30 protein-coding genes are annotated in these 25,459 nt (G+C 55.2%); 22 read left to right on the forward strand and 8 right to left on the reverse strand.

Going from position 1 to position 25,459, the window contains the following annotated elements:
* Positions 1–183: 183 nt before the first annotated feature.
* The 4 genes from NFS35_RS24190 (at position 184) to NFS35_RS24205 (ending at position 4,530) form a co-directional block, all read left to right on the forward strand.
* Positions 184–876: a response regulator transcription factor gene (locus tag NFS35_RS24190; RefSeq protein WP_251209667.1), complete on the forward strand. Its 693-nt coding sequence runs from the start codon at positions 184–186 to the stop codon at positions 874–876.
* Positions 877–1,023: 147 nt separating this feature from the next.
* On the forward strand, positions 1,024–3,414 hold the full coding sequence (locus NFS35_RS24195) for a sensor histidine kinase (protein WP_251209625.1): 2,391 nt from the start codon (positions 1,024–1,026) through the stop codon (positions 3,412–3,414).
* 119 nt (positions 3,415–3,533) lie between these two features.
* Positions 3,534–4,397: a DUF362 domain-containing protein gene (locus NFS35_RS24200; protein ID WP_251209626.1), complete on the forward strand. Its 864-nt coding sequence runs from the start codon at positions 3,534–3,536 to the stop codon at positions 4,395–4,397.
* Entirely contained in the window at positions 4,378–4,530 is a 153-nt protein-coding gene (locus NFS35_RS24205) for a hypothetical protein (protein WP_251209627.1), read from the forward strand. The genes NFS35_RS24200 and NFS35_RS24205 overlap by 20 nt, the downstream gene beginning before the upstream one ends.
* Before the next feature lie 90 nt (positions 4,531–4,620).
* On the opposite strand, the gene NFS35_RS24210 is transcribed toward NFS35_RS24205, so the two are convergent.
* The 3 genes from NFS35_RS24210 to NFS35_RS24220 form a co-directional block, all read right to left on the reverse strand.
* Entirely contained in the window at positions 4,621–5,061 is a 441-nt protein-coding gene (locus NFS35_RS24210; protein ID WP_251209628.1) for an aspartate carbamoyltransferase regulatory subunit, read from the reverse strand.
* 68 nt (positions 5,062–5,129) lie between these two features.
* Entirely contained in the window at positions 5,130–6,044 is a 915-nt protein-coding gene (gene pyrB, locus NFS35_RS24215; RefSeq protein ID WP_251209629.1) for an aspartate carbamoyltransferase, read from the reverse strand.
* Positions 6,045–6,189: 145 nt separating this feature from the next.
* A complete protein-coding gene (locus NFS35_RS24220) occupies positions 6,190–6,729 on the reverse strand; it encodes a nitroreductase family protein (RefSeq protein WP_251209630.1) in 540 nt (179 codons plus the stop codon).
* Positions 6,730–6,850: 121 nt separating this feature from the next.
* On the opposite strand from NFS35_RS24220, the gene NFS35_RS24225 reads away from it, so the two are divergent.
* Entirely contained in the window at positions 6,851–7,219 is a 369-nt protein-coding gene (locus NFS35_RS24225) for a PH domain-containing protein (RefSeq protein ID WP_251209631.1), read from the forward strand.
* Between the two features lie 26 nt (positions 7,220–7,245).
* Here NFS35_RS24225 and NFS35_RS24230 read toward each other — a convergent pair whose 3' ends face one another.
* On the reverse strand, positions 7,246–7,674 hold the full coding sequence (locus NFS35_RS24230) for a putative ABC transporter permease (RefSeq protein WP_251209632.1): 429 nt from the start codon (positions 7,672–7,674) through the stop codon (positions 7,246–7,248).
* 154 nt (positions 7,675–7,828) lie between these two features.
* On the opposite strand from NFS35_RS24230, the gene NFS35_RS24235 reads away from it, so the two are divergent.
* From NFS35_RS24235 to folE, 5 genes are all read left to right on the forward strand, one after another.
* Positions 7,829–8,602 (forward strand): DNA alkylation repair protein, encoded by a 774-nt coding sequence (locus NFS35_RS24235; RefSeq protein WP_330640434.1) that lies wholly within the window; start codon positions 7,829–7,831, stop codon positions 8,600–8,602.
* Positions 8,599–8,856 (forward strand): hypothetical protein, encoded by a 258-nt coding sequence (locus tag NFS35_RS24240; protein WP_251209633.1) that lies wholly within the window; start codon positions 8,599–8,601, stop codon positions 8,854–8,856. The genes NFS35_RS24235 and NFS35_RS24240 overlap by 4 nt, the downstream gene beginning before the upstream one ends.
* 91 nt (positions 8,857–8,947) lie before the next feature.
* A complete protein-coding gene (locus tag NFS35_RS24245; protein WP_251209634.1) occupies positions 8,948–10,399 on the forward strand; it encodes a bifunctional folylpolyglutamate synthase/dihydrofolate synthase in 1,452 nt (483 codons plus the stop codon).
* Entirely contained in the window at positions 10,362–10,733 is a 372-nt protein-coding gene (locus NFS35_RS24250) for a hypothetical protein (RefSeq protein ID WP_251209635.1), read from the forward strand. The genes NFS35_RS24245 and NFS35_RS24250 overlap by 38 nt, the downstream gene beginning before the upstream one ends.
* A 46-nt stretch (positions 10,734–10,779) precedes the next feature.
* The gene (folE, locus tag NFS35_RS24255; RefSeq protein ID WP_251209669.1) at positions 10,780–11,391 is read left to right on the forward strand and encodes a GTP cyclohydrolase I FolE; all 612 of its coding nucleotides are present in this window, start codon (positions 10,780–10,782) and stop codon (positions 11,389–11,391) included.
* 404 nt (positions 11,392–11,795) lie between these two features.
* On the opposite strand, the gene NFS35_RS24260 is transcribed toward folE, so the two are convergent.
* Positions 11,796–12,179, reverse strand: coding sequence for a hypothetical protein (locus tag NFS35_RS24260; protein ID WP_251209636.1), 384 nt, complete (start codon positions 12,177–12,179; stop codon positions 11,796–11,798).
* Between the two features lie 556 nt (positions 12,180–12,735).
* On the opposite strand from NFS35_RS24260, the gene folP reads away from it, so the two are divergent.
* The 4 genes from folP (at position 12,736) to NFS35_RS24280 (ending at position 16,997) form a co-directional block, all read left to right on the forward strand.
* Complete coding sequence (folP, locus tag NFS35_RS24265; protein WP_251209637.1) at positions 12,736–13,599, forward strand: dihydropteroate synthase; 864 nt, start codon at positions 12,736–12,738, stop codon at positions 13,597–13,599.
* Between the two features lie 44 nt (positions 13,600–13,643).
* Positions 13,644–14,492 (forward strand): 2-amino-4-hydroxy-6-hydroxymethyldihydropteridine diphosphokinase, encoded by an 849-nt coding sequence (gene folK, locus NFS35_RS24270; RefSeq protein ID WP_251209638.1) that lies wholly within the window; start codon positions 13,644–13,646, stop codon positions 14,490–14,492.
* A 132-nt stretch (positions 14,493–14,624) separates the two neighbouring features.
* Complete coding sequence (locus tag NFS35_RS24275; protein WP_251209639.1) at positions 14,625–14,903, forward strand: hypothetical protein; 279 nt, start codon at positions 14,625–14,627, stop codon at positions 14,901–14,903.
* A 345-nt stretch (positions 14,904–15,248) separates the two neighbouring features.
* Positions 15,249–16,997 (forward strand): ABC transporter ATP-binding protein, encoded by a 1,749-nt coding sequence (locus tag NFS35_RS24280; RefSeq protein WP_251209640.1) that lies wholly within the window; start codon positions 15,249–15,251, stop codon positions 16,995–16,997.
* Positions 16,998–17,042: 45 nt separating this feature from the next.
* Here NFS35_RS24280 and NFS35_RS24285 read toward each other — a convergent pair whose 3' ends face one another.
* Together NFS35_RS24285 and NFS35_RS24290 are read right to left on the reverse strand one after the other, a co-directional pair.
* Positions 17,043–17,549: a Gx transporter family protein gene (locus tag NFS35_RS24285; protein WP_251209641.1), complete on the reverse strand. Its 507-nt coding sequence runs from the start codon at positions 17,547–17,549 to the stop codon at positions 17,043–17,045.
* 14 nt (positions 17,550–17,563) lie between these two features.
* A complete protein-coding gene (locus tag NFS35_RS24290) occupies positions 17,564–17,974 on the reverse strand; it encodes a NusG domain II-containing protein (RefSeq protein ID WP_251209642.1) in 411 nt (136 codons plus the stop codon).
* Between the two features lie 79 nt (positions 17,975–18,053).
* On the opposite strand from NFS35_RS24290, the gene NFS35_RS24295 reads away from it, so the two are divergent.
* From NFS35_RS24295 to NFS35_RS24310, 4 genes are all read left to right on the forward strand, one after another.
* Positions 18,054–19,244 (forward strand): FAD:protein FMN transferase, encoded by a 1,191-nt coding sequence (locus NFS35_RS24295; protein WP_251209643.1) that lies wholly within the window; start codon positions 18,054–18,056, stop codon positions 19,242–19,244.
* A 159-nt stretch (positions 19,245–19,403) separates the two neighbouring features.
* Complete coding sequence (locus NFS35_RS24300; RefSeq protein WP_251209644.1) at positions 19,404–20,690, forward strand: adenylosuccinate synthase; 1,287 nt, start codon at positions 19,404–19,406, stop codon at positions 20,688–20,690.
* Between the two features lie 48 nt (positions 20,691–20,738).
* Positions 20,739–21,650: a LysR family transcriptional regulator gene (locus NFS35_RS24305; RefSeq protein ID WP_251209645.1), complete on the forward strand. Its 912-nt coding sequence runs from the start codon at positions 20,739–20,741 to the stop codon at positions 21,648–21,650.
* The gene (locus tag NFS35_RS24310) at positions 21,640–22,245 is read left to right on the forward strand and encodes an HAD family hydrolase (protein WP_251209646.1); all 606 of its coding nucleotides are present in this window, start codon (positions 21,640–21,642) and stop codon (positions 22,243–22,245) included. Before NFS35_RS24305 ends, NFS35_RS24310 begins: the two co-directional genes overlap by 11 nt.
* A gap of 114 nt (positions 22,246–22,359) precedes the next feature.
* On the opposite strand, the gene NFS35_RS24315 is transcribed toward NFS35_RS24310, so the two are convergent.
* The gene (locus NFS35_RS24315) at positions 22,360–22,680 is read right to left on the reverse strand and encodes a hypothetical protein (RefSeq protein WP_251209647.1); all 321 of its coding nucleotides are present in this window, start codon (positions 22,678–22,680) and stop codon (positions 22,360–22,362) included.
* A gap of 438 nt (positions 22,681–23,118) precedes the next feature.
* On the opposite strand from NFS35_RS24315, the gene NFS35_RS24320 reads away from it, so the two are divergent.
* The 4 genes from NFS35_RS24320 to NFS35_RS24335 all read left to right on the forward strand — a co-directional run bounded on the left by NFS35_RS24320 (position 23,119) and on the right by NFS35_RS24335 (position 25,302).
* Positions 23,119–23,622 carry an SEC-C metal-binding domain-containing protein gene (locus NFS35_RS24320; protein ID WP_251209648.1) on the forward strand — a complete coding sequence of 168 codons (504 nt, stop codon included), beginning with the start codon at positions 23,119–23,121 and terminating at the stop codon, positions 23,620–23,622.
* A 12-nt stretch (positions 23,623–23,634) separates the two neighbouring features.
* A complete protein-coding gene (locus NFS35_RS24325) occupies positions 23,635–24,252 on the forward strand; it encodes an HdeD family acid-resistance protein (protein ID WP_251209649.1) in 618 nt (205 codons plus the stop codon).
* Positions 24,253–24,315: 63 nt separating this feature from the next.
* Complete coding sequence (locus NFS35_RS24330) at positions 24,316–24,747, forward strand: CBS domain-containing protein (protein WP_251209650.1); 432 nt, start codon at positions 24,316–24,318, stop codon at positions 24,745–24,747.
* A 30-nt stretch (positions 24,748–24,777) separates the two neighbouring features.
* The gene (locus NFS35_RS24335; protein ID WP_251209651.1) at positions 24,778–25,302 is read left to right on the forward strand and encodes an adenine phosphoribosyltransferase; all 525 of its coding nucleotides are present in this window, start codon (positions 24,778–24,780) and stop codon (positions 25,300–25,302) included.
* The last annotated feature ends 157 nt before the right edge of the window (positions 25,303–25,459 follow it).

Here is a 25,459-nt window from a genome sequence, read left to right on the forward strand (position 1 = left end):
CCGTGTACCGAACGGTACGCACGGTGGTGTGAGAGGTCGGAAATTTCTCAATTAGAGAAATTTCCTCCTACTCGATTATCTTAAAGAAATCTTAATCAATTGGCCTGTTTTTTGTTAATCGGTCTTTTGGTAGAATGTTTTTGTGATAATCATGATAATCATATGAGGGAAAGGTATGCGGACATGTACAATATTTTAATCTGTGACGATGAGAGGGATATCGTAAATGCACTGAAAATTTATCTGAATGACGCTAATTATAGGCTGTATGAGGCATTTGACGGCAGGGAGGCGCTGAAAATCGTGGAGGAGCGCGACATCCATCTGGTGCTGATGGATATTATGATGCCTGAGATGGACGGCATAGAGGCCATGGTGAAGATACGGGAGCGGAGCAATGTGCCCGTGATTCTGCTGACGGCCAAGTCCGAGGATGCCGACAAGATTTTAGGGCTGACGGTGGGGGCCGACGACTACATCACGAAGCCCTTTAATCCGGTGGAGGTGTCCGCCAGGGTGAGGTCCCAGCTGCGCAGGTATATGCAGCTGGGGGCCGGAAATGTGCGCCAGGAGGTGCTGCGGTGCGGCGGCATCGAGCTGGATGACACGGAGAAAAAGGTGCTGCTGGACGGGGACGAGGTGGCGCTGACGCCTACGGAATATGAGATTTTAAAGCTGCTGATGCAGCATCCCGGGCGGGTCTTCTCTCCCAAGGAGATTTACCAGAAGATATGGAACGATCTGCCCTATGGCAGTGAGAATACAGTGGCGGTACATATCCGGCATATCCGGGAGAAGCTGGAAATCAATCCGGCGGAGCCCAGATATCTTAAGGTGGTGTGGGGGCAGGGCTACAAGTGCGAGAAGAAGTTCTAAGTCTGTAAGAGGGGGCATAGCCCACCTCTTTCGTACGCAGAGTAAGAACTTCTAGGATTGTATCTATTTTTTTGCGCTGAGGAGGTTTTTGCCGGGGTGGGCGATGGGGGATGAGGTGGGAGGTGGTTTTGAGGGAAGGGCAGGGTTATGAGTGAGATTATTCGGGAGGTTGAGATGGAGAGAGGCAGGATTGGAACGGGGAAAGAAATGGACAGGCGGAGAGCGGATGCGCAGGAAATGGATGAACAGAGAGCGGATGCGCAGGAAATGGAAAGGCAGAGAATGGATGGGGAAGCTTTGGAGGGGATGGTTGCGGATGAGTGGGCGATGGACGAGTGGGAGGTAAAAGGAGGACGGAAAAAAAGAGGGCGGGGGGAGGGCAGGTATCGGCTGACGGGTTCCCTTGGCGCGAAAATAGTTGCTTTTTTCCTGCTGGCTGTCTCTGCGCTGATAGGAATCGCGGCTTTGGCCGGGTGCATCTGCCTTGAAGCGAACGATTTTTATGGGAACAGCCTGACGGAGGTGCTTTGGAGGCAGCTCCAGGGGCTTGCGTCCAGTGCGATATATGAGATAGCAGGGTATATCGAACAGGGAGATATAAGGGGTGCGAAAACGTTCTGCGAGGGCAGAAATATTGATGTGGAATTGATTCTGGAGAACACGATAGAAGAAGAGTCTGTTCTTTGGAGTACATGGGACGGCTATGATACTCCGTATATATCTGAAATGTATATTCAGTTCGATTTGCCGGACAGTGTATGGCTGGACGGCTACAAGCTGCAGGAAGATGAGCCGTACCTGATCCGGGTTTACGTGGATCCGAGTTTCCTGATAGATGATGATTTTCAGAGAACAACGGAAGTGGTCACAAAGGCCTATGATATCCGGTATATGCTGATATGGGCTGCAGTAGGGGGGATTGTCCTGTGCATTTTTCTGTTCGTGTTTCTGATGTGCGGCGCGGGACATCAGAACGGACGGGATGGCATCGTGCCCGGTGTGCTGGCATCGATTCACTTTGACGTGCTGACTTTTTTGTTCGCAATGATTGCCGTAGTGCCGAGCTTTATCGGGCTGAACGTACTCCGGTACGGCAACGATATGGCGCAGATTGCCCTGTTGGTTATCGGGGGAACTCTGCTGGTGGTCTGGGGAACGCTGTACTGTATGGAATTCGCGACGCGATTAAAGCGTGGGAATTGTTTCCGGTACACTCTGATTTATGCGGTGCTGCGAGGATGCTTCAGGTTGTGCTGGTTCCTGGGGCGGGGCATTGCGGCGATGCTGCGGGGGATTCCGCTGGTCCTGACGGTAGTGGTTGCCTATCTGGGGCTGTGCATCCTTGAATTTCTCGGTGTCATTGTGTTTATCCGGGAGAGCGCCGGCGTTTTCCTCTGGGCCATGGAGAAAGTGGCGCTGTTTCCCGTTATCATGTATATCGCGCTGGCCTGCAGGACGCTCCTGAAAGCAGGGCGCGCCCTGGCGGAGGGACAGGGGGACTACAAGGTGGACACTTCCCGGATGTTGGGCGAATTCAAGGAGCATGGGGAAAACCTGAACAGTCTGGGACAGGGGATTTCCAAGGCCGTGGCGGAGAGGCTGAGGAGCGAGCGCCTGAAGACGGAGCTGATCACCAATGTGTCTCATGATTTGAAGACACCATTGACTTCCATTATCAATTACGCGGATTTGATTTGTGAGGAGAGCATGGGCGGAGGACTTTCTGCGGCCAGGGAGGCTGCCAGGAGTGCGAAAGAGACATTTGAAGAGGCCCGCGGCGGAGTAATGGCAGGAAACCTGGGGGAGACAGAGAAAAGCCATGCCGCGCCTGCCGGGGGCGGCGCCGGGATTGTGGATGGAAGCCCTTTGGACAGGAGAGGCGGCAGCGATGTTTTTGCCGGGGACGGCATCGGAGACGGGAGTGCCCATACGGAACAGGGAAGAGGGATAACAGCCAATCCCCATGCGGATGTGTCCAGGATCGCGGAGTATGCGCAGGTGCTTCTCAGACAGTCCAGGCGGCTCAAGAAGCTGCTGGAGGATTTGCTGGAGGCCTCCAAGGCCACCACGGGAAATCTGGAGGTGAGTCTGGAACCCTGCGAGGTGGGGGTGCTTCTCTCCCAGGCGGTTGGGGAGTATCAGCAGAGGATGGAGGAAAAGCAGCTGGACCTGATTATCCGGCAGCCGGATGAAATCGGCAGAATCATGGCGGATGGCAGGCATCTGTGGAGGGTGTTCGATAATCTGCTGAATAATATCTGCAAATACGCTCAGGAAAGGTCTCGTGTCTATCTGAGCGTGGAGGAGCGGGACGGGTATGTGCGGATTATTTTCCGGAACATGTCCAAATATCCGCTGGACATCTCCGCGGAGGAGCTGGAGGAACGGTTCGTGCGTGGGGATAAGTCCCGGCATATGGAAGGGAACGGCCTGGGGCTGTCCATTGCGAAAAGCCTTGTGGAGCTGCAGGACGGGGAGATGGAGATTACCATTGACGGCGATTTGTTCAAAGTGACGCTGCGTTTTGCCGTGACTTGACAGGAAATTACTTGAAAGAGGGCTTGTTTCCGGACGGATATGTGGTAAAATAGAAATCAAGGAAATTTAATCTGTTGAGCAGTATAAATTTCATATGACGGAAAGGTTGGTGCAGTACTATGGGAAAAGCAAAGGTCTATTTTACCAGAGAAATCACTCCTGAGGCGATGGTACGGATGTATGAGGCCATGGGCGTGGAACTGCCGGGAAAGGTGGCAGTCAAGCTTCACTCAGGCGAAGTGGGGAACCAGAATTTCCTACGGCCGGATTTCATGAAGCCCGCGGTGGACCGCGTAAAGGGAACCATCGTGGAGTGCAATACGGCCTATGAGGGGGCGCGCAATACCACGGAGGCCCATAAGGAAACCATGAAGCTCCACGGCTGGACGGACATCGGCCCGGTGGATATCCTGGACGAGGACGGAGAGCTGGAGCTGGCCATACCGGAGGGCCTGAAAATCAAGAAGAATTTCGTGGGCGGGCATATGAGGAACTATGACTCCATGCTGGTGCTGTCCCATTTCAAGGGACATCCCATGGGCGGCTTTGGCGGGGCCCTGAAGAATATCTCCATCGGCCTGGCTTCCTCCCATGGCAAGGCCTATATCCACGGCGTGGGAGACGTGGAGAATTTCTGGAATTCCGACCATGACTCTTTCCTGGAATCCATGGCGGACGCCGGCAAATCCATCGTGGACTACTTCGGAGACAAAATTGTCTTCATCAACGTGATGAAGAACATGTCCGTGGACTGCGACTGCTGTGCCGTGGCGGAAGACCCTGCCATGGGGGACATCGGCATTCTGGCAGGCACGGATCCCGTGGCGCTGGACCAGGCCTGCCTTGACCTGGTGTATGCTTCCGACGACCCCGGCAGAGACCATCTGCTGGAGCGCATCGAGTCCAGGAACGGCGTGCATACCGTGGAGGCTGCCGCTAAGCTGGGCATCGGCAGCAGGGAGTATGAGCTGGTGGAGATGTAGGGGCCCGGGCATGGCCGGGCTTATGGCAAAGGAATGGATTCGCCTGAAAGGGTGGAAACCGCATATGGGCAGCGCTTTCATCTTGACGGTTTCAGGAATCAGTCTTACAGAGACTGACTATATCAAGGAATGACTGCTCCCGCAGCTGAAAGGCGTTTGTGGAACCGGTACTATGAGAGGAGGCGGCTGGCCGCCTCCTTTTGCTCTGTTTTCCGATACGGAATCACGTCCATTTGGCGGAGGACATGTATTTTTCCTCGCAGTACTTGCAGCGGTACACTTCCGTTTTCGCATCCGCCAGGCAGAAGATATGGGGCAGCTCCTGCTCGATGGAGGTGATGCATCTGGGGTTGTGGCACCGGATCACGTTCTTTATCTGCCTGGGCAGTGTCAGCACTTTTTTCTCCACGATTTCCCCATTCTTGATGACATTGACTGTGATGTTGTGGTCAATGAATGCCAGCACGTCCAGATCCAGCATGTCGATATCGCATTCCACTTTCAGGATATCTTTCTTGTCCATTTTGTTGCTCCGGGCGTTCTTGATGATGGCCACAGTGCAGTCCAGCTTGTCCAGCTGGAGATGTTCATAGATTTCCAGGCTCTTCCCGGCCTTGATGTGGTCCAGCACGAAGCCCTCCTCGATTTTTCCTACATTTAACATATGTCGATCCTTTCCCGATTTTTTTCAAATTTGAATGCCGATTTCCTGCGGGCATTTGTCCGCCGGCATTATACCTGGATTTCCAGCAGTGTCAGAATCAGGGCCATCCGCACGTAGACCCCGTACTTGGCCTGTCTGAAATAGGCTGCCCTTGGGTCAGAGTCCACTTCCACGGAGATCTCGTTGACCCTGGGGAGGGGATGGAGCACCAGCATGTCCTTTTTGGCCAGTGCCATTTTGTCGGAGTTCAGGATATAGAAATCCTTTAATCTCACGTAATCCTCTTCGTTGAAGAAACGCTCTTTCTGAACCCTGGTCATGTACAGGAGATCCAGCCGGGGCATCACATTCTCCAGGCGGATGACCTCTTCATAGGGAATTCCGTTTGCCTTGAGCATCTCAGTGATATAGTCCGGCACCCGCAGCTCTTCCGGGGAGATGAAGACAAATCGGATATCGTCATAGCGCACCAGCGCATTGATTAGGGAATGGACGGTGCGGCCGAACTTCAGGTCCCCGCACAGGCCTATGGTGAAGCCGCCCAGAGATCCTTTGAGGCTGCGGATGGTGAGGAGGTCCGTCAGGGTCTGGGTGGGATGCTGGTGCCCGCCGTCGCCCGCGTTTATGACAGGGATGTCGGATTTCTCCGCGGCCACCATGGGAGCGCCCTCCTTGGGGTGCCGCATGGCGCAGATGTCCGCGTAGCAGGAGATGATGCGGATGGTGTCGGACACGCTCTCGCCCTTGGAGGCGGAGGAGGAGGCCGCGTCGGAGAAGCCGATGACGCGCCCGCCCAGCCTGGTCATGGCGGATTCGAAGCTTAAGCGAGTGCGCGTGCTGGGTTCATAGAAGCAGGTGGCAAGAATCCGGCCGTCGCAGGCATGGGCGTATTTATCGGGATATCGTTCGATATCATTTGCCAGGTCGAAGAGCCTGTCCAGCTCGTTCGCGGTGAAGTCCAGAGGACTCATCAGATGTCTCATAAAGGTAACCTCTTTTCCGCGCTGCCGTTTCAGAACAATGTCTTCTTGAATTGAAGTCTGCATTGGTATTTCGGGAGGGAGGGCAGCGCTGGCATATGGCCGTCCCGAAAAAGGAGTCGAAGAGTTTGGCCTCTTCGACTCCTGATTATGACTGATGGGATAATAAATCCTCAACCGCCTTGCGTCTGGGAGCGGCGGGAGATTCTGCGGGATATCCAATGGGAATGAGAGCCGCCAGCTCCCTGTCCTCGGGGAGATCAAGCAGCTTCGCCGCCTCTTCTTCATCGAACAATCCCATGATAACAGTGCCGAGGCCCTGCTCGTGCGCGGCCAGGCAAAATGCCTCTCCGGCAGCTCCGGCATCATACATCTGCCATCTGTCGCCCTTGGGTGTGGAGAAAGAACCGTCCCGCTCATAGCCGCTGCGTCCCTTGATGATGGTGACGGCTATGACCATAGGCGCGCTCTCCATGATTTTCCCATTGCCGGGGAAAATAGCGGTACACTTTGCCAGTGCGGCCTTTTTCTCGCCCTCCACCGCGATGTAGCGGACAATCTGCGTATGCTTCCAGCTGGGGGCGTAGGACGCTGTCTCGACAACCTGTGCCAGCAGCTCGTGGGAGACAGGCTGATCGGTGAATTTACGGATGCTTCTGCGGCCTCTGATACATTCGTTTGCTGTCATGTGTGAACCTCCTTCGATTTTTTCCATGATACCATGTCCGGGGACGAGTTTCAAGTTTTACGGTTGTATTTTCTGAAAAAATAATCTATACTAGGGGAAACAGGAAAGGACGGTATGCGGTATGGAATATGTGGAAAGAAAGAGATGGGTGTTTTTCGGGCTTCCTTTTACCTTTACGAAATATATGATCAAGGAGGATATGATTACGGTGGCGGAGGGGTTCTTTAAGACCGTGGAGAACGACTGCTATATGTACAAAGTGCAGGATGTGACCCACAGCGCCAGCCTGGGGGAGAAGCTGTTCGGGCTGGGGACGGTGATATGCTATACCGGTGACACCACCCATCCCCAGCTGGTGCTGCAGCATATCAAACACTCCAGGGAAATCAAGGATTTCATCCTGAGGGAATCCGAGGAGGCCAGGATCAAGAGGCGCACGGTGAACATGCTGGACATCGGGCCGGACGGCGTGGACGATATGGATGACTAGTGAGCGGGAGGAAATGGCGGCGCGGGTCATGCTTGCCCGGATTCCCCGGTTTTGCCGCAGGAGAGCAGACGCTCGAACAGGAGCCCCGCGCAGAACCAGTAGGGGGCGAAGTCCAGGCGGATGACGCGCCCTATGTTCCAGCGGCTGCGGTGATAGTCCCAGGGGCAGGATTTGCGTCTGGAGAGCAGGCGACCGGTGAGGTATTCTATGGAGAAAATCAGTCCTGTGTAGGTAAGGCCCCGGGTCAGGGCGGATTTCCCCCGGAGCAGGCGGCTGACAGGGGACAGGATGGCGGCGCTGCCGTAGATGGGGAACATCCAGAGGGAGGTGTGCCCCTTTAGCGTCATGTCCCGGCGGCGCAGGGAGTCCATGGATGTGAAGAGGATTTCCAGGCACCAGCCGGTGAGGCCGCATTTCAGGAAGTTTTTCAGGAAACGTGTCAGGCATTGTGTCATAGGGAGGCTCCTTTTGGGGGTATTGTGGGCAGTCCCGGGGGTGAATGGGACTGTCGGTATCAGTATGGCACGGAAGGGAGAAAAATATTCCTGGAATATTTTCAGGACAGGGCTGGCATGGCAGTTTTTTGCAATCTGGAGTATATATCACAAAATGGCAATAGCTAGCATCTGGCCAAATGAGCCGGAAGCGACAGGGGAACGAGCCGGGAGAAGGCTGAAAGGACAGAGGAAAATGGGAGAAGGGATAGGAGAGAAGATACGGGCGGAATTGTGGGAACTACAGGATGAGGGCTACAGGGATTTCCATGCCAGGCTGATTCCCACAGTGCCGCCGGAGACGATTATCGGGGCGCGCACCCCGCAGGTGCGGAAACTTGCGAAGAAATGGGCGAAAGACCCCCAGATTGGGGAATTCCTGGCGCAGCTCCCCCATACATACTATGACGAAAACAATGTACACGCCTTTGTAGTCGAACAGTTCCGGGACTATGGGGAATGCCTGGAGCAGACGGAACGCTTCCTGCCCTACATCGACAACTGGGCCACCTGCGACATGATGGCTCCCAAGGTCTTCGCCAGGCATACGGAGGAGCTCCTGGAGCCGGTGCGCCGGTGGATTGCCTCCGCGGATACCTATACCGTCCGCTTCGGAGTGGGGATGCTGATGCGTTTCTATCTGGACGAAGCATTCCGGCCCCAGTACCCGGAATGGGTGGCGGGAATCGTCTCAGAGGAATACTACATCAATATGATGCGGGCATGGTATTTTGCCACGGCCCTGGCGAAGCAGTATGAGACCATCGTACCCTTTCTTGAGAAGAAGCGCCTGGATGCCTGGACGCACAACAAGGCCATCCAGAAAGCCTGCGAGAGCAACCGGGTGACGGCGGAGAGGAAACTCTACTTGAGGGGGCTGAAAGTGTGAGCGGCATGAAAGGAGCGGAAGGATTTGACATAGATGCCCCCTGGCTCTATGACGAATTGAAGAATTATGTAAAACCGCATCATTCGGTTGCGGTAGTTGCATTTTCGTTCCGGGGTAACCGTGTAAAGTCTTTGTCGGATTGGGACGCATTGTATGGCAGACTGAATGGTAAGTTTTACGGCGGAATCGTCGGTGGATTTGTCTCTTACGGTATCCCGGAGGATAAAATCACAAAGGCAGACGAGGCCGGTTAGGCTTTGTGCCGGAGGGACAGAAGCCGGAGTCCGGTGAGGAAAGCTGAAGAAGCTGAATCCGGCGCTGGGTCAGAGAGAGGACAGGTGGCAGATGAAGTATGCGGAAGCGCTTGACTTTATGGAGCAGATAGGGAAGTATGGCATTGTGCCCGGCCTGGAGGGCATCCGGGAGCTTTGCAGGCGGCTGGGGGATCCTCAGAGGGAGCTTCGGTTCGTCCATGTGGCGGGCACCAACGGCAAGGGATCCGTGTGCGCTTATATGTCCGCTGTGCTGCAGTGCGGCGGATACCGGGTGGGGAAGTATACTTCGCCTGCCGTGCTGGACTGGCGGGAGGAGATTCAGGTAAACGGAAGCTACATCGCCAAAGCGGCGGTGGGGCGGTATATGGAGCAGCTCAAGGCAGTGTGCGGCGAAATGGCGGCGGAAGGGCGGCCGCATCCTACGCCCTTTGAGGTGAAGACCGCCATGGCATTTTTGTATTTTCGGGACAAAAAATGCGATATCGTGGTGATGGAGACGGGGATGGGCGGGCTGTTAGATGCCACTAACATGGTGGAGGACACCTGCGTGGCCGTGTTGACTTCTGTCAGCATGGATCACATGGGATTTCTGGGGAAGACGCTGCCGGAGATTGCGGCGCAGAAGGCCGGAATCATCAAGAGGGGCTGTCATGTGGTGACGGCAGTGCAGGAGCCGGAGGTGATGGAGGTGCTTGCGGGTCGGGCGGCGGCCCTGGGCTGTCCCCTGACCGTGGCCGATGCGAGGGCAGCGGAGCATGTGCGCTTTGGCCTGGAAAAGCAGCGGTTCGATTACGGCGGGCTGAAAAAGCTGGAAATCACTTTGGCGGGACAGTGCCAGATTGAGAATGCAGTGACGGCGCTGGAAGGATTGCGGGCGTTGGGGATTGGAGCTTTGGGGGGCGCAGAGCCGGGAGCCGGGGCCTTGGAGAGCCGGGAGCCGGAAGCCGGGTGCTTGGAGAGCCGGGAGCCAGGGATTGGGGCTGCGGATGGCAGGGCTCCTGAGGATGAAGAGCCAGGAGGCAGGATCCGTAAGCGGGAATTCCCTGTGACGGAGGAAAAACTACGGCAGGGTATGGCACAGGCAGCCTGGCCGGGGCGCTTTGCGGTGGCGGGGCGGAAACCCTGCTTCATTCTGGACGGGGCGCACAATGAGGACGCCGCCAGGAAGCTTGCCCAGTCCCTGGAACTTTATTTTTCCGGCCGGAGAATCCTTTATATCATGGGGATGCTGCGGGACAAGGAATATGGCAAGGTGATTGAACTGACCCACAGCCTGGCCGACCAAATCATCACGGTGACGCCGCCGGGGAACCCAAGGGCCATGCCGGCCTATGAGCTGGCCGCCGCGGTGGCGCAGGTGCATGAGAAGGTGACCGCGGCGGACAGCCTGGAGGAGGCGGTGGAGATGGCCCGTCTCCTGGCGGATAAGGAGGATGTCATCGTGGCTTTCGGCTCCCTGTCCTACCTGGGCAGGATGCTGGAGATTGTCGGAGGAGGGATTCCGACAGGGGAGCTTAGATGACTACATAGATGAGAGCATGTATGATATGGAGCCGGATGTGTATGAGGCGTCCAGTCGGCACTATTCCTATGCGATGACAGATGTGGTGAACCACGATGCCTCCTATGGGAAGATACTTGTGCCGGAGGACTCCTGTGACCATGTGCCGGTCCCGTTCCTCTCATTGGGCGTCTCCGAGGTGAATGTGCCTGCGCTGCGGCATTTTGAGGGAAGCCTGAGGGAATATCTCGCTGCGGGGGGCTACGATACGGTCTTGATATGCTATACAGAGTTCATGATAGGCGCGCATGACGATCCACAGTCGGCAAATTACAGGATGTTCACTTTTGAGTGAGAGGTTCTGTACTGCCGGGGATCGGCGCTGGGAGGGGTGGATAGAAATGATAGATGCGGATAAAATCAAAGAGGCGGTCCGCCTCCTGCTGGAGGGAATCGGGGAGGATCCTGACAGAGAGGGACTGGCCGAGACGCCGGACAGAGTGGCCAGGATGTACGGGGAGCTGTTCTCCGGCATGGATGCGGATCCGGCGGAACCGCTGTCCAGAGTATTTCACATAGCAAATAGAGGGAGCGGACGTTCTGCGGGAGACGCGGCTGTGGAAGGCGGCGCCCTTGCCGGGGATATGATCCTGGAGAAGGATATTTTCTTCCATTCCATGTGCGAGCACCATATACTGCCGTTTTACGGCAGGGCCCATATCGCCTATATCCCGGATGGCAGGGTGCTGGGCCTGAGCAAGCTGGCCAGGACGGTGGAAATCTACGCCAGGAGGCTCCAGATTCAGGAGCAGATGACAGGGCAGATCGCGGATGCCATGATGGAACGTCTCTCTCCCCGGGGCGTGATGGTGGTGCTGGAGGCGGAACATATGTGCATGACCATGCGGGGGGTGAAGAAGCCGGGCAGCAAGACCGTCACGGTGGCGGCCAGGGGGGTATTCCGGGAGGATGACGCTCTGCAGGAGCGGTTCTTTCGGATGCTGCGGATGTAGCAGACGGTTGGCGGCGGGGTGGGGGCTGCGCTGTCCGGCCGCTGCTGCCGGGCTTGACAGGATGTATGCGTGTAAGCGCAGCACGGGCCCGCTGGACGGACTGCCCTGCGCGGACTGCCCGGGCCGAACCGGCAGGACGTTGAGGGGCAGCCCGTGGCCTCTGAGTTCCGCGCGCCTGCCTGTGAGGGGCTCCCGGCCTGGGGCCATTGCCGCAGAGAAGAAAAAGTTTCCACCTGTGCGGTTGGATGCTCATTCGAGCATCCAATGGCCCATCTGCATTGCAATAGCTTGCATGCAGACAAGCCATTGGATTGCAACCGCACAGGTGAAAAAATTTCCGGGAAGGACTTTTACATCCTTCCCGGAAATTTTTTAGGCCTGCATATGCCGAATCTCGTTATAGATTAGGACTCAGAAGATTCTTCGGAGTCAGCGCCCTCTTCGGATTCGGGATTCTCTTCGGAACCAGTGCCCTCCTCGGAGCCAGCAGCATCAGAGGACTCGGGAGCCTCCTCGGAGCCAGCGGCATCGGAGGACTCGGGAGCCTCCTCGGAGCCAGCGGCATCGGAGGACTCGGGAGCCTCCTCGGAGCCGGCGGCATCAGAGGACTCAGGAGCTTCTTCGGAACTTGTGACCTCAGAGGATTCCTCGGACACAACAGAGGACTCCACGGTGCTCTCTGTGCTGCTTTCCGCGGAGGATTCTCCGCCGCTGGGATTGCCGCCGCAGGCGGTCATGGCAAGCGCCATTGCAGTTGCGATAAATGTTGTTACGATTCTCTTTTTCATAATCATATCTCTCCTTTTATTGATTTATGTCTAACGGCAGCCAGGTGCAATCTGCCGTAGCCACCTGTCTCAATGCCTGCCCGAAGAACCAGGGGCAGTGCGCTTATGTATCCCCCCTGTATTGTCCCATTATACTCATTATCGGGTGGATATAGCAAGTGCCAGAATGCCGAATTTCTCGCTCTGTCCGGGTTTTGTGGTCATCAAAATTAAGCCCTGCCCCGGATTGGGGGAAGCTTTTTGACGGATAGCGGGAGAAGCAACGGGACAAAAATGTGCACTATGCCTATAAAATATTGGCGATTTCTTCGCATTTTGGGGGCAGAATCCGCTGTACAGGCCCGGAAAACCGCGGAATTTCCCTGTGTATGTCAGGGACATCATGATTTCCTGTGGGTGAGGGATGGATTTATCTGCCCGCCCATGGTATAATTCTAGGCGTGCCCCGGATGATACATCTTTGGCGGGGAGAGAGGGATTTTTATGCGGTACAGGTATTGCCCGAAAATGCCGGGGCATAAATTGAAATTTGGATAAAGGAAAGGCGGACAATAGCTTGAAAATCGGAAACAGGGAATTTCAGACCAAAGGACATACATACGTGATGGGAATCCTGAACGTGACCCCGGATTCCTTCTCGGACGGAGGGAAGTGGAACGACAGAGACAGGGCCCTGCGGCATGTGGAGGAGATGCTGGAGGAGGGGGCGGACATCATCGACATCGGCGGCGAGTCCACCCGGCCCGGCTACACGCTTCTGCCGGAGCATGAGGAAATCGAGAGGGTGGTTCCTGTAATCGAGGCTGTGAAGGCTGCTTTCGATGTGCCGGTGTCCCTGGATACCTACAAAGCCCGGGTGGCGTCGGCGGGAATCGCGGCCGGGGCAGACCTGATCAATGATGTCTGGGGATTGAAATATGATAGCTGGTCCCGCAATGGAGCGGACGCGCCGGACAACGGGGCGGGCGGCCAGGGGGGCAGCACAATGGCGCAGGTCATCGGAGAGAGCGGGCTGCCCTGCTGTCTGATGCACAATAGAAGAAATACAAATTATCGGGATTTCGTCCATGACGTCATCGGAGATTTGGAGGGGACTTTGCGGCTGGCGGAACAGGCCGGCATCGGCAGGGAGAGGATTATCTTAGACCCCGGCGTGGGATTCGCCAAAAGTTATGAGCAGAATCTGGAAATCATCCGCCGCATGGGGGAACTGGGGACGCTGGGCTGTCCGCTGCTGCTGGGCTGCAGCCGGAAGTCCGTGATAGGGCTGACCTTGGATCTGCCTGCGGATCAGAGGCTGGAGGGGACATTGGTGACCACCGTGGCCGGGGTCCTGCAGGGAGCCATGTTCGTAAGGGTGCATGACGTCAGGGAAAATGTGCGGGCCGTGCGGATGGCGGAGGCGATTTTTGCGGAATAACGAAATAAGTTCATGCCTGCCGATGCAGGCGGACAGGAGGAGAAATGTATTCGGAATGGGCAAAGGACGAGATACGCATTGAAGGCCTGGAAGTATTCGCGCACCACGGGGTATACGCCGAGGAAACGCAGAACGGACAGGTTTTCTATGTAAATACGACATTATATACAGATGTAAGCCAGGCGGGAAGAACGGACGATTTAGAACGAACCGTAAACTATGGAACGGTCTGCCGTTTTATCACCGACTGGATGCAGGAGAACACCTGCCTGTTGCTGGAAGCGGTGGCGGAGAAGATGGCGGCAGCGATTCTGCTGGAGTACAAAAGCCTGTCCGCCATAGAACTGGAAATCCAGAAGCCCCACGCGCCCATCCCGCTGCCCTTTGGGAACGTCTCCGTGAAAGTCCACAGAAGCTGGCACAAAGCGTACATCGCGGTGGGATCCAACCTGGGAAACCGGGAAGAGCATATCGCAGGCGCAGTGCGGGCCCTGAAAGAGCATTCCCTCATGATTCTGAAGAAGACCTCTGAACTGCTTGTCACCAAGCCTTACGGCGGCGTGGAGCAGGAAGACTTCCTGAATGGTGTTCTGGAAATCGAGACGCTCCTTGGCCCGGAACAGCTGCTGGATGCCCTTCATGAAATCGAGAATGCGGCCCGGCGCGAAAGGACAGTGCGGTGGGGCCCCAGGACGCTGGACTTGGACATTCTGTTTTACGACAGGCTCTGTTACGACAGCGACGATTTGAAGATACCCCATGTGGACTTGGAAAACAGGACATTCGTCCTGAAGCCCATGGCAGAAATGGAACCGTATTTCCGCCACCCCATAAGCGGAAAAACAATGACAGGGCTTTTGCGGGAATTGGAAGAGAGGGAGGTAATCCTTTAGGGATGCGTTTCCCCGGGATTTCCGGGTACAGGGGTTGGCATACCTGATAAAAACGAGTACATACAGGAATGCGACAATATCCTGATCGCCTCCCCAATCTATTTTTCCGAGCTGACCGGAAGGTTGCTGGATGTGGGAAGCAGGCTCCAGACATACTTCTGCGCCAGATTTTTCAGAAAAGGGGAACCAATCTTAAAACCGAAAAAAGGCGCAGTCATACTGGTCGGCGGCGGGGATGGCCACATGGAGAAAGCCTATGGCACAGCATGCACCCTGCTGCACCATATGAACTGCCGCCAGATCCACGAACCGGTATATAGCCACAACACCAACGAAAGACCCGCAGTCGAGGACGAAAGCGCGCTTTCGGGCCTGGACAGCATTCTGGATTTTTTCCACCTGTGCGGTTAAAATCTGCAGTCCACTAAAATCTGCTCCTTGTATTTCTGATATAAATATATTGCCGGATCAGAACGCTGCTATCATGCCTGACATGGACGCAACCGCTCAGAAATAACTTTTTCAGAGCCATTTCTGGTTCCAATCAATTATGGAGCAATTTGCAGAAATTGTTAAAATTTTGACAATATCTAAGAAGATTCGAGGTGAATTCACATGATGAAACATATCCGAGATAACGACTCAGTACAGTTGCCACAAACTGTTAGCGGATTGTGCTGAGGAGAAAGAAGACTGCTGACAGTCGCAGCTGTACTGCCTCAATGGAAACCATGACATGTGAGAAGGAGGACAGCTATGCGCTATATGAAGGAAATATTAAAAAAGAACAGAAATTGGGTACTTGTATACCTGGCTTTGGGGCTGGCCAGCGCGTTTCTGGCAAACTACAAGGCCGACTATTTTCAGAAGATCGTAGATGGTCTGACAGACAGGACGATAACATTTCATGGAATCCTGCTCTACGGCCTTGTCCTGATCGTGAGCTACGGCATGAACTATCTGGACAACTATCCGGACGCGAAGCTGGGAAACGAAATCTACCTGGATTTCAAATTGTTGGCATTGCGGAAAATCGGCAGGATGGACTATTCGGAATACCAGAGACTTGGAACCGGGAAACTGATACAGCAGATTGAAAACGGAGCCGATGCGGGAAAAGGCGTCCTCTATGGCTTTTGGTTCAGCGTGGTCAGGAACCTGGTTCCCACGATTCTGTTCAGCCTGTACTTTATCTGGAAGATAGACAGGAACATCACCTGTTTCCTCATGGCGGGATACCTCATCGTATTCCTGGTGACCAACCTGCTGCTGAAGGGTCTGTACCAGATAAAGGAGAACATCCTGACCAATGAGGAGGAACTGAACCATTTTCTCGTGCGGGGATTCATGGAAATGCCACTTTTCCGCATGAAGCGGCAGTTTCCGGGCGAAATCGGGAAAGCGTCCAAAGCCAAGCGCATCATCGTAGCGTCAAAGGTAAAAATGACCATGATACATGAAGCGTTTTTCACCATATTTGCGGTGCTGGTGGCCTGCCTGGACGTAGGAATCCTGGCCTATGCGTGGAAAAACAGCCACTTGTCCGTTGGGTCCGTGGTGGCGCTGATCACGCTGATTGACAATGCGTATACGCCTATCGCCATATTCAACGTCATTTATGTGCAGTACAAACTGAACAAAACGGCCTGGCAGCGCTTCGAGGGGCTGTTGGATCTGAAGGAGGACGGACAGCTTCAGGAGGGCATCTCGTTCCAGGGGCTTTCCAGGGAGATTCGTGTGGAGGATCTGTCCTATTCCTATGAAACATCTTCTGAAAGGATGCATTTTAACGATAAAAAACAAACTGTAAACAGAAAAACACTCCGGTCTGTGAGCCTGTCGATTCGAAAAGGGGAAAAAGTGGCATTTGTGGGAGAGTCGGGCTCCGGAAAATCCACGCTGGCGAAAATCCTGATTGGACTGCTCAAGTATGAGGAGGGAACCGTACTGCTGGATGAAGAGCCGCTGAAAACGCTTTCCCTGGAATCGCTGTATGAAAAAGTATCCTATCTGTCCCAGGACGCGCCCATATTTGACGGCACAATCCGGGAAAATCTGATATTTGACAGAGAAGTCCCGGAGGAAGACATCCGCGTGAGCCTGGAGGCGGCACAGCTGCTGCCCTTGCTTGCCACATTGGAGCAGGGACTGGACACCAGAGTCGGCGAAAAAGGCGCATGCCTGTCCGGCGGAGAAAAGCAGCGGCTGGCACTGGCCAGGCTCATGCTCGACCGTTCCGAGATCGTCGTCCTGGACGAGGCCACATCGGCATTGGACAATGTCACGGAACGCGCCGTCATGAAGAACGTCCTGGAGCGGGTGGCCCATGCCACGGTAATCGCCATCGCCCACCGCCTGTCCTCCATCAGCGGATTCGACCGGATTTATGTATTCCGGGAGGGCAGAATCGTGGGGGACGGGACTTTTGAGGAGCTGCTGGCAGACAACAGCTATTTCCGGGAATTGTACCGGAAAGAAAAGGAGAGAGCCGGGGAATGCTCCTAATGACATGCGCGGCGTCCGGGAACTGCGCGGGGAATGAATATACGCTTATACGGTATCCGGGGGAAGGGGCGGAAGGAGCCTCCCGGCGAAGCCGGCGCAAAGTCCCGTAAAAAGCCCTGTGACTATCCCGCTCAGGATAAGGAAAGGCAGGTAGGCCGCCACCCTGGCGGTTCTGGTAATCGCGAAAGCCACGGCCAGCTGGCCCAGATTGTGGGTCAGCCCGCCCATGGCCCCTGTGAGGAAGATAAGTTTTTTCTGTAGAACTTTCATCACCAGCGCCATGACGCACAGGCTGCACAGCCCGCCCGTCAGGCTATAGAGCAGGGACAGGGCCTGCCCGAACAAAAAAGCGGACAGCAGTATCCTGGAGACCAGCACCACAAGGGCGTCCCTGGCGGAGAACTGCCGCAGCAGAATCAAAGTGACGATATTGGCCAGCCCCAGCTTGATGCCCGGAATGGGCACCAGGGGCGGGATGGCGCTCTCTGCGGCAAAGATGGCCAGGGACAGGGTGGTGAAGAGGGCCAAAAGCGTAGTCTTTCTGACGGACATGGGGAAGCTCCTTTCTAGTAAGTGACCGCATCCGGCGCTGCAGCGTTTCCCGGGGAATCAGACACAGGCCGCAGCCGGATTACCAGCCGGTTGGGCAGGCATGTGATGGGCAGCCTGGAATCGCTGATGAAGCCCTGGTGGACGCAGAGCTTGTCAGGGCAGTCCGCGGAGATGATGGCAATGCTGCCGGGGCGGACTTCGATTTCGTTGACGCAGCCGTTTTCGCCCTCTACCGTAAAGGTATCCGGCTCATGGATATCGTCCAGCAGAATAGTTCTTATCAATATACCGTTCTGAAAAATGTCCGCGGCACAGCTTGTTTCTTCTTTCTCAGCCAGCAGAAAGAACAGGCTTGCTGCCGACAGGAGCAGAAGGAACGCTGCGATTGCGATAGCGGGTTTTTGACAGGCTGTGTTTTTTTTCATGGGAATGGCCTTTCTGTCAATAGACATCAATAGGGTACGCCGCAGGGCTGCCTTTAGTATAGCAAAAAGGAATGGGAAAATGAAGCTTTTTTTCAGGACAGCGATATGCTGTATTATAATGACGGTAATCCTCTGCTGCGGCTGCGGGGATGCCGGCCCGGGGGAGAGGACGGACAGAGCCGGGCAGAACACCGCCTCCTGGCAGTACATGGATACCGCCATGGGAACGGTAGTGCAGCAGACGATTTATGCAAAGGATCAGGAGACTGCGGAGGATTTTTCCCGGCAGGCCTTTGATTTGCTGTCGCGGCTGGAGAGCGAGGAGATTTCCTGGCGGCTGGACACTTCTGAGGTGTACCGCGCCAATGTGTCCGCGGGGAGCGGGGAAGGCTTTGGCCTTTCGGAAGATCTGTCCGGGCTTTTAGAGGCCTGCAAAGAGCTGTGGGAGCGTTCGGACGGGGCATTCGACGCCACGCTGGGGGCGGTGACGCGCCTGTGGAACATTGACAGCTGGGCAGTGGAAGAGGATACGGAAGAGTTCGCGCCGCCTGCGGAGGGGGAGCTGGAGCGGGCCCTGAGCACATGCGGCAGCCAAAGGATGCGGCTCGTATGGGAGGAGCCTGGGGAAAGCGGCCCGAAATTGGGAACCGATTCTGTGACAGAAGGCGATTCGGCTGCCGCGGCATCTGCCTCCTTGCAGGAGGGGAACGGGCAGGCGGGAAGATGCCGTCTCTATCTGCCGGAAGGGATGCAGCTTGACCTGGGCGCTGTGGGAAAAGGATTCGCCATGGAGAGGCTTTTGGGTCTGCTGGAGGATTCTTCTGACGTGACCGCGGCGGTGATATCCCTGGGCGGCAGCATCCTGACCTATGGGAGTAAGCCGGACGGGGGACCGTGGCGGGTGGGGATCGTCGATCCTTTCGACACGTCAGGCAGCGTCGGCACATTGACCCTGGAGGGGCAGTGGTGCGTTTCCACTTCAGGGGATTATGAGCGGTATGTGGAGGCGGACGGCGTGCGGTACCACCATATCCTGGACCCGAAGACCGGTATGCCCGCTGTCAGCGACGTGCGGGGCGTGACCATACTGATGAAGGACGGCCTGCTCAGCGACGGCCTGTCCACGGCCTGCTATATTCTCGGGCCGGAGAAAGGGATGGACCTGGCCGGGCAATACGGGGCAGAGGCGCTGTTCGTCATGGCCGACGGCAGGATAGAGATGTCGGAGGGGATGGAAGTGTATTTTACGGAAAATGAGAACAGGAGATAATACAGACTTATGGCAATCATAAAATTTATTGATTTTACTTATAAAAAGGGTTATAGTATAATAGCATAGTAAATGAAAACAATAGAATCCATACTTTGCGGGGATTCTATTTTCATGAATGAAATCCTGCCGCCTGGCGGCGGGGAATGGAGGAGAACTATGGTCAAGGCAATTGTAGGAGCCAACTGGGGCGATGAAGGAAAGGGCAAGATTACGGACATGATGGCGCAGGAGGCGGATATCGTAGTGCGGTTCCAGGGCGGCGCCAACGCGGGGCACACCATCGTGAACGATTACGGAAAATTCGCGCTGCACACGCTTCCCTCGGGGGTATTTTACAGCCATATCACAAATATCATAGGCAATGGAGTAGCGCTGAACATCCCGCTGCTGTTCAGGGAAGTGCAGTCTCTGGTGGAGAGGAATGTGCCCAGCCCGAAGCTTCTGGTATCCGACAGGGCGCAGATTGTGATGCCGTATCATATCCTGCTGGATCAGTATGAGGAAGAGCGCCTGGGAGGAAAGTCTTTCGGCTCCACGAAATCCGGCATTGCACCCTTTTATTCCGACAAATATGCCAAAATCGGCTTTCAGGTAAGTGAGCTTTTCGACGAGGAAATACTGGAGGAGAAGACACAGCGTGTCTGTGAGATGAAGAATGTGCTCTTTGAACATCTTTACCATAAGCCTGTAATCAACCCGGAAGAGCTTCTGGAGACGCTTCACGGATACAGGGATATGGTGGCTCCTTTTGTGGGCGATGTATCCGCCTTTTTGGACAGAGCACTGAAAGAGGGCAGGACAGTGCTGCTGGAGGGACAGCTGGGCACATTAAAGGATCCGGATCACGGCATCTACCCCATGGTGACATCTTCTTCCACGCTGGCGGCTTTCGGCGCTATCGGGGCAGGGCTGCCTCCCTATGAAATCAAGCAGATCGTGACGGTCTGCAAGGCATATTCTTCCGCGGTAGGCGCGGGGGCGTTTGTGTCGGAGCTGTTCGGCGACGAGGCGGAGGAGCTGCGCCGCAGGGGCGGAGACGGCGGGGAGTACGGCGCCACTACCGGACGGCCCAGGCGCGTTGGCTGGTTCGACTGCGTGGCCTCCAGGTATGGATGCCGCCTGCAGGGGACTACGGACGTGGCCTTTACCGTGCTGGACGTGCTGGGCTATCTGGACGAGATTCCCGTGTGCGTGGGCTATGAGATTGACGGAGAGGTCACCACGGATTTCCCGGTGACCGGCAGGCTGTCCAAGGCAAAGCCCGTATTCAGGACCATGCCCGGATGGAAATGCGACATCAGGGGCATCCGCAACTATGAGGAACTGCCGGAGAACTGCCGGAATTATATCGAGTTCATCGAGGGACAGATCGGCTATCCCATCACCATGGTCAGCAACGGGCCGGGCAGAGAGGACATCATTTACAGAAAATCAGCGCTGTAGGCGCGGGCCTGACGCATGCGGCAATGCCGCGCAGGCGGGAGGAGAGATATGGTCGGGAATCTGGAGTATTTCAAGGTGTTCTACTATACGGCCAGGCTGGGAAGCGTCACGGGAGCGGCCAGTGAGCTTTCCATCTCTCAGCCCGCGGTGAGCCAGTCCCTGAAAGCGCTGGAGCGCAGCCTTGGGGTGGCGCTGTTCCAGCGGGCCCCAAAGGGTGTCCGGCTGACCGGGGAGGGACAGCTTCTGTACTCCTATGTGGCGAAAGGCTACGAGGAGATAGAGCGGGGAGTGGAGAAAGTGAAACAGATGCTGAATCTGGAGCTGGGGGAGGTGCACATCGGCGCCAGCGACATGACCCTGCGCTTCTATCTGCTGCCTTTTCTGGAGGAATTCCATGAGCGTTATCCGGGAATAAAGGTAATCGTGGCCAACGCGCCTACCCCGGAGACGCTGAAACTCCTGCGGGCGGGAGAAATCGATTTCGGCGTGGTCAGCACGCCCTTTGACCAGGGCGCGGACATCTGCGCGGAACCGGTCAGGGAGATAGAAGACGTGTTTGTAGCCGGGCGCAGGTTCATTTCCTATAAGAATAAGATGCTGGATCTGCAGGAGCTGGAGAAGCTGCCGCTGATTTATCTGGAGGGGAGCACCAGCACCAGGACCTACATGGACGCCTATCTGGCGGAGAACAATGTGGCGGTGCAGCCGGAGTTCGAGCTGTCCACCAGCGACATGATCGTGCAGTTCGCTTTGCGCAATCTGGGAATCGGCTGCGTGGTCAGGGACTTTGCCATGGAGGCCGTGGAGTCGGGGCGGCTGTTTGAGCTGCGGTTCAACAAAATGATACCCAAAAGACAGTTCTGCGTGGTCACCAGCCGGAAAGCGCCTCTGGGCGTGGCGGCGGGAAAGCTGTTGGAGATTATGCGGAATCAGAATAGGAGAACGAGGGATGATTCGTAATATTATATTTGATATCGGTAATGTGTTGACGGATTTTCGGTGGAAAGCATTCCTGGAGGACAAGGGATTTGACGAAAAAACCGTGGAGCGCATTGCGAAAGCTTCGGTGCAGACACCGCTCTGGAACGAAATAGACCGGGGAGTCTGGGACCTGGAGGAGCTGATGCAGGCTTTCATTGCCAGGGATCCTGAGATTGAGCCCCAGCTGCGCAGGGCCTACGACAATGTGGCCGGCATGGTGACAAAGCGGGACTATGCCATTCCCTGGATCCGGGAGCTGAAAGCAAAGGGCTATGGAGTATACTATCTGTCCAATTTCTCGGAGAAAGCCTATGCGGACTGCGCGGATGCCCTTGACTTTATGCCCTATATGGACGGCGGTATTCTGTCCTATCAGGAGAAAATCATCAAGCCTGACCCGGAGATCTACAGGCTGCTTCTGTCCAGGTATTCTCTGAAAGCGGAAGAAAGCGTGTTCCTTGACGATACCGCGGCAAACGTGGAGGCGGCCAGAGCGGTGGGGCTGTACGGTATCCGGTTTGAGACGAAAGAGCAGGCGGAAGAAGAGCTGCGGGGGCTTGGAGCGGATGTGTAATGGATTTCCCATACCTTTCCAAAGACATTGTTTCAGAGATGGGCAATCGGAACGGATAGCGGCCAAAGCCGGGTTATTGCAGACCTGGCTTTGGCCCGATTGGTTTTGGGAACATCAGCGTGGGTCCTGTCTCTCTCCCGATGCCTTGTCTGCCGCCGCCTTGTCTGCTGCTGCGGCCTCCGGTTTATCCGGGTCGCCGATAGTCTTTTTCCCGGTGAGCCTGCCGTACATCCAGGAATAGATCCAGATGACCAGCGGCAGGGCGAAAGTGCCGAACAGGCAGATCCGGAACCAACCGGCGGACTGGCTGCTGTCCGCGATGGCGGCCACAAGGGTGACGACATACAGGAGAATCAGCAGCGCCACGCCGACGATGGCGACAATCTGCCTTGAGTTCCTTTTTCTTTTTGGCGCATTCGGTTTCGTTTCTTTCATGGCTTCCTCGTTTCTGTTGTCTCCCCGCACGGATGGGCGCGGCGCGAGGGATGTGGATAGGATGATTGTAGCATGTTTGCTCCTGGTTGGCAACAGGTCGGACTCCAAATTGCGCATAACGCAAAAATCCCGGGCCTGCACCTGCGCGAAGCCCGGAATAAAGGGGAGGATTCAGGTTCTGTCACGCAGAGGCGAACCGCTGCGCCACAGAACCTAAGTATTATTTTATCTTCGGTACGATCAAAGGAGGGGGTTCCCTGACATTCAATAGTGTGACCCTAAATCCGGTATTTATACACGCTCAGGGAAATTTTTGAAAATTTTTTTATTGTGTTAAAACATATTCTGTTATATACTGATTAATGTGGCGGACATTTTGGAATGTCCGGCTAAAATACAGCCGGCAAAAGCCCGGTGGGATTGAAAAAGGTGGTAGATATGGCATTATTGGAAAAATGGAGAGAAGAGGCATATAACGAGGCGGTTGGACAGGACAAGCTGCAGAAGCTTTGGGCGGCATATTTTCAGGAAGAGAAAGAAATCTATGCCCGGCTTCTGAAGAATCCCGACGAAGTGGTTCAGGGCACGGTGCGGGAGCTGGCTGACAAATACCAGGTGACCATCATGACGATGACCGGCTTCCTGGACGGCATCAACGACAGCCTGAAAGAGCCCAACCCCATCGAGGAGATGGAAGAGGATACAGTGGTGAACCTTGGTTTTGAGAAAGCGCTGCTCTATAAGAACATGGTGGCGGCAGAGGCTGACTGGCTGTATAATCTGGAGGAGTGGAACGATATTTTCGACGAGGAGACAAGGAGGGCCCTCTATAAGGAGCAGAAATCCTCCACCACAATCGTAAAGGAGGCAAAGGTCTATCCCAACGATCCATGCCCCTGTGGAAGCGGTAAAAAGTATAAAAAGTGCTGCGGCAGGAAATAAGAGGAATCCGGTATGAAAAAACTCTTGAAACAGATAAAATGGGAGACGCTTCTGACATCGGCGCTGTACATCGTGCTGGGAGTGGTGGCACTGATTATCCCGGATACGATGGTGAAGACGCTGGGTTATCTGATCGGTATCCTGCTGATCGTGGCGGGAGCGGTTTCCATGATATGCTATCTGCTGCGGGAGGCCAGCCTGAACTATTACCGGAATGGTTTTGGATATGGGCTGGTGAGCATAGCGGTGGGCATCCTCTTTTTGTACAAGGTGGAGTGGATTATCTCGCTGGTACCGGCGATTCTGGGCATCCTGGTGGTGGCCAGCGGCTGCCGGAAGCTGCAGGACGTGATAGACATGAAGCGGATGAACTATGGCAATTGGGTGGCGGTGCTGATTCTGGCAGCGGTCAATGTGATACTGGGCGCGGCGCTTATCTTCAATTCCCTGGAGGCAGCGCTGTTCTTCCTGCAGCTGGTGGGCGCCGGCCTGATTTTCAGCGGCGTCACGGACTGTATTACCTGCTTTTACCTGGCGAAAGAGGCAAAAGGATATTTTGACAATCTGGAGGCCGTGGACAGCACCTTTACAGAAGTGGCGGACACGGATGAAGAGGGAGCAGAAATTTGAAAGAAGTACGCTTTCGGACTTTTTGATTTTCATGCGCGCCAAAGCGCGCAAGGGGTATAGAAAATGAACATTGCATCCTTTTTATTGCCCAAAGCGGAGGTGGCCTATCTGCGGGATGACATGACGCTGAGGCAGGGCCTTGAAAAGCTCCGCAGAAGCGGCTTTTCCGCCATACCTGTCATCGATATTGAAGACAGGTATGTGGGCGTTGTGGGCGTAGGGGATTTTCTGTGGAATATACTGGCATACAACCAGAACCTGGAGAATATTACGCTGAAGAATCTGGAGCATACATGCGTGCGGGATTTCCTGCAGAACGGAAAGGTGAAGCCGGCCTGCATCGATACGCCCATGGAGAATCTGCTGGAGCGCGCGAAGAACCAGAATTTCGTGCCGGTAATAGACGACAGGAACGTATTCATCGGAATCGTCACCCGCAGCGATATCATCAAATATTTTACGGATAAGGCGAGGCTGAATACGAAAGAAAGCTGAAAGAGATACATAAAAGAGAGGTGGACAGGAATGAAGAAACTGGAGGAATATGTAGTAAGCATCCCGGATTTTCCGGAAGAGGGAATCATCTTCCGCGACGTGACCAGCGTCCTTCAGGATGCGGAGGGGTTACAGCTGGCAGTCAACACCATGCAGGAGAAGATAAAGGATCTGGATTATGATGTGGTGGCGGGACCTGAATCGAGAGGATTTATATTTGGAACCCCCATTGCCTATAATAATAAAAAGCCTTTTGTGCTGATTCGCAAGGCTGGAAAGCTTCCCAGAGAGACGGTTTCCGTCTCCTATGAACTGGAGTACGGGCAGGCTACCATCGAGATGCACAAGGACAGCATCAGGCCGGGACAGAAAGTACTGGTGGTGGATGATCTGATTGCCACAGGCGGCACCACGGAGGCCATGATCAAGCTGATCGAGAGCATTGGCGGCGAAGTGGTGGGCGTTGTGGTCCTGATGGAGCTGGCGGGTCTGAAAGGCCGTGAGAAAATCGCCGGATACCGTCTGGAGTCGGCCATCTGTTATCCGGGCAAATAGCGTGCAAAGAAGTTCTAAGACAGCAAAGTACGCTGTCTAAGAACTTCTATGTTGCACGCGGAAGAATCCGCGGGGCGGATTCTTCCGGGATTGGGATTTGGAAGACTGGGAGCATGGATTTTGGGGTGCGGGGCGGAAGACATGGTAGAAAGCGTGG

This window comes from Acetatifactor aquisgranensis, from assembly GCF_943193215.1.
Lineage (GTDB): Bacteria > Bacillota > Clostridia > Lachnospirales > Lachnospiraceae > Acetatifactor > Acetatifactor aquisgranensis.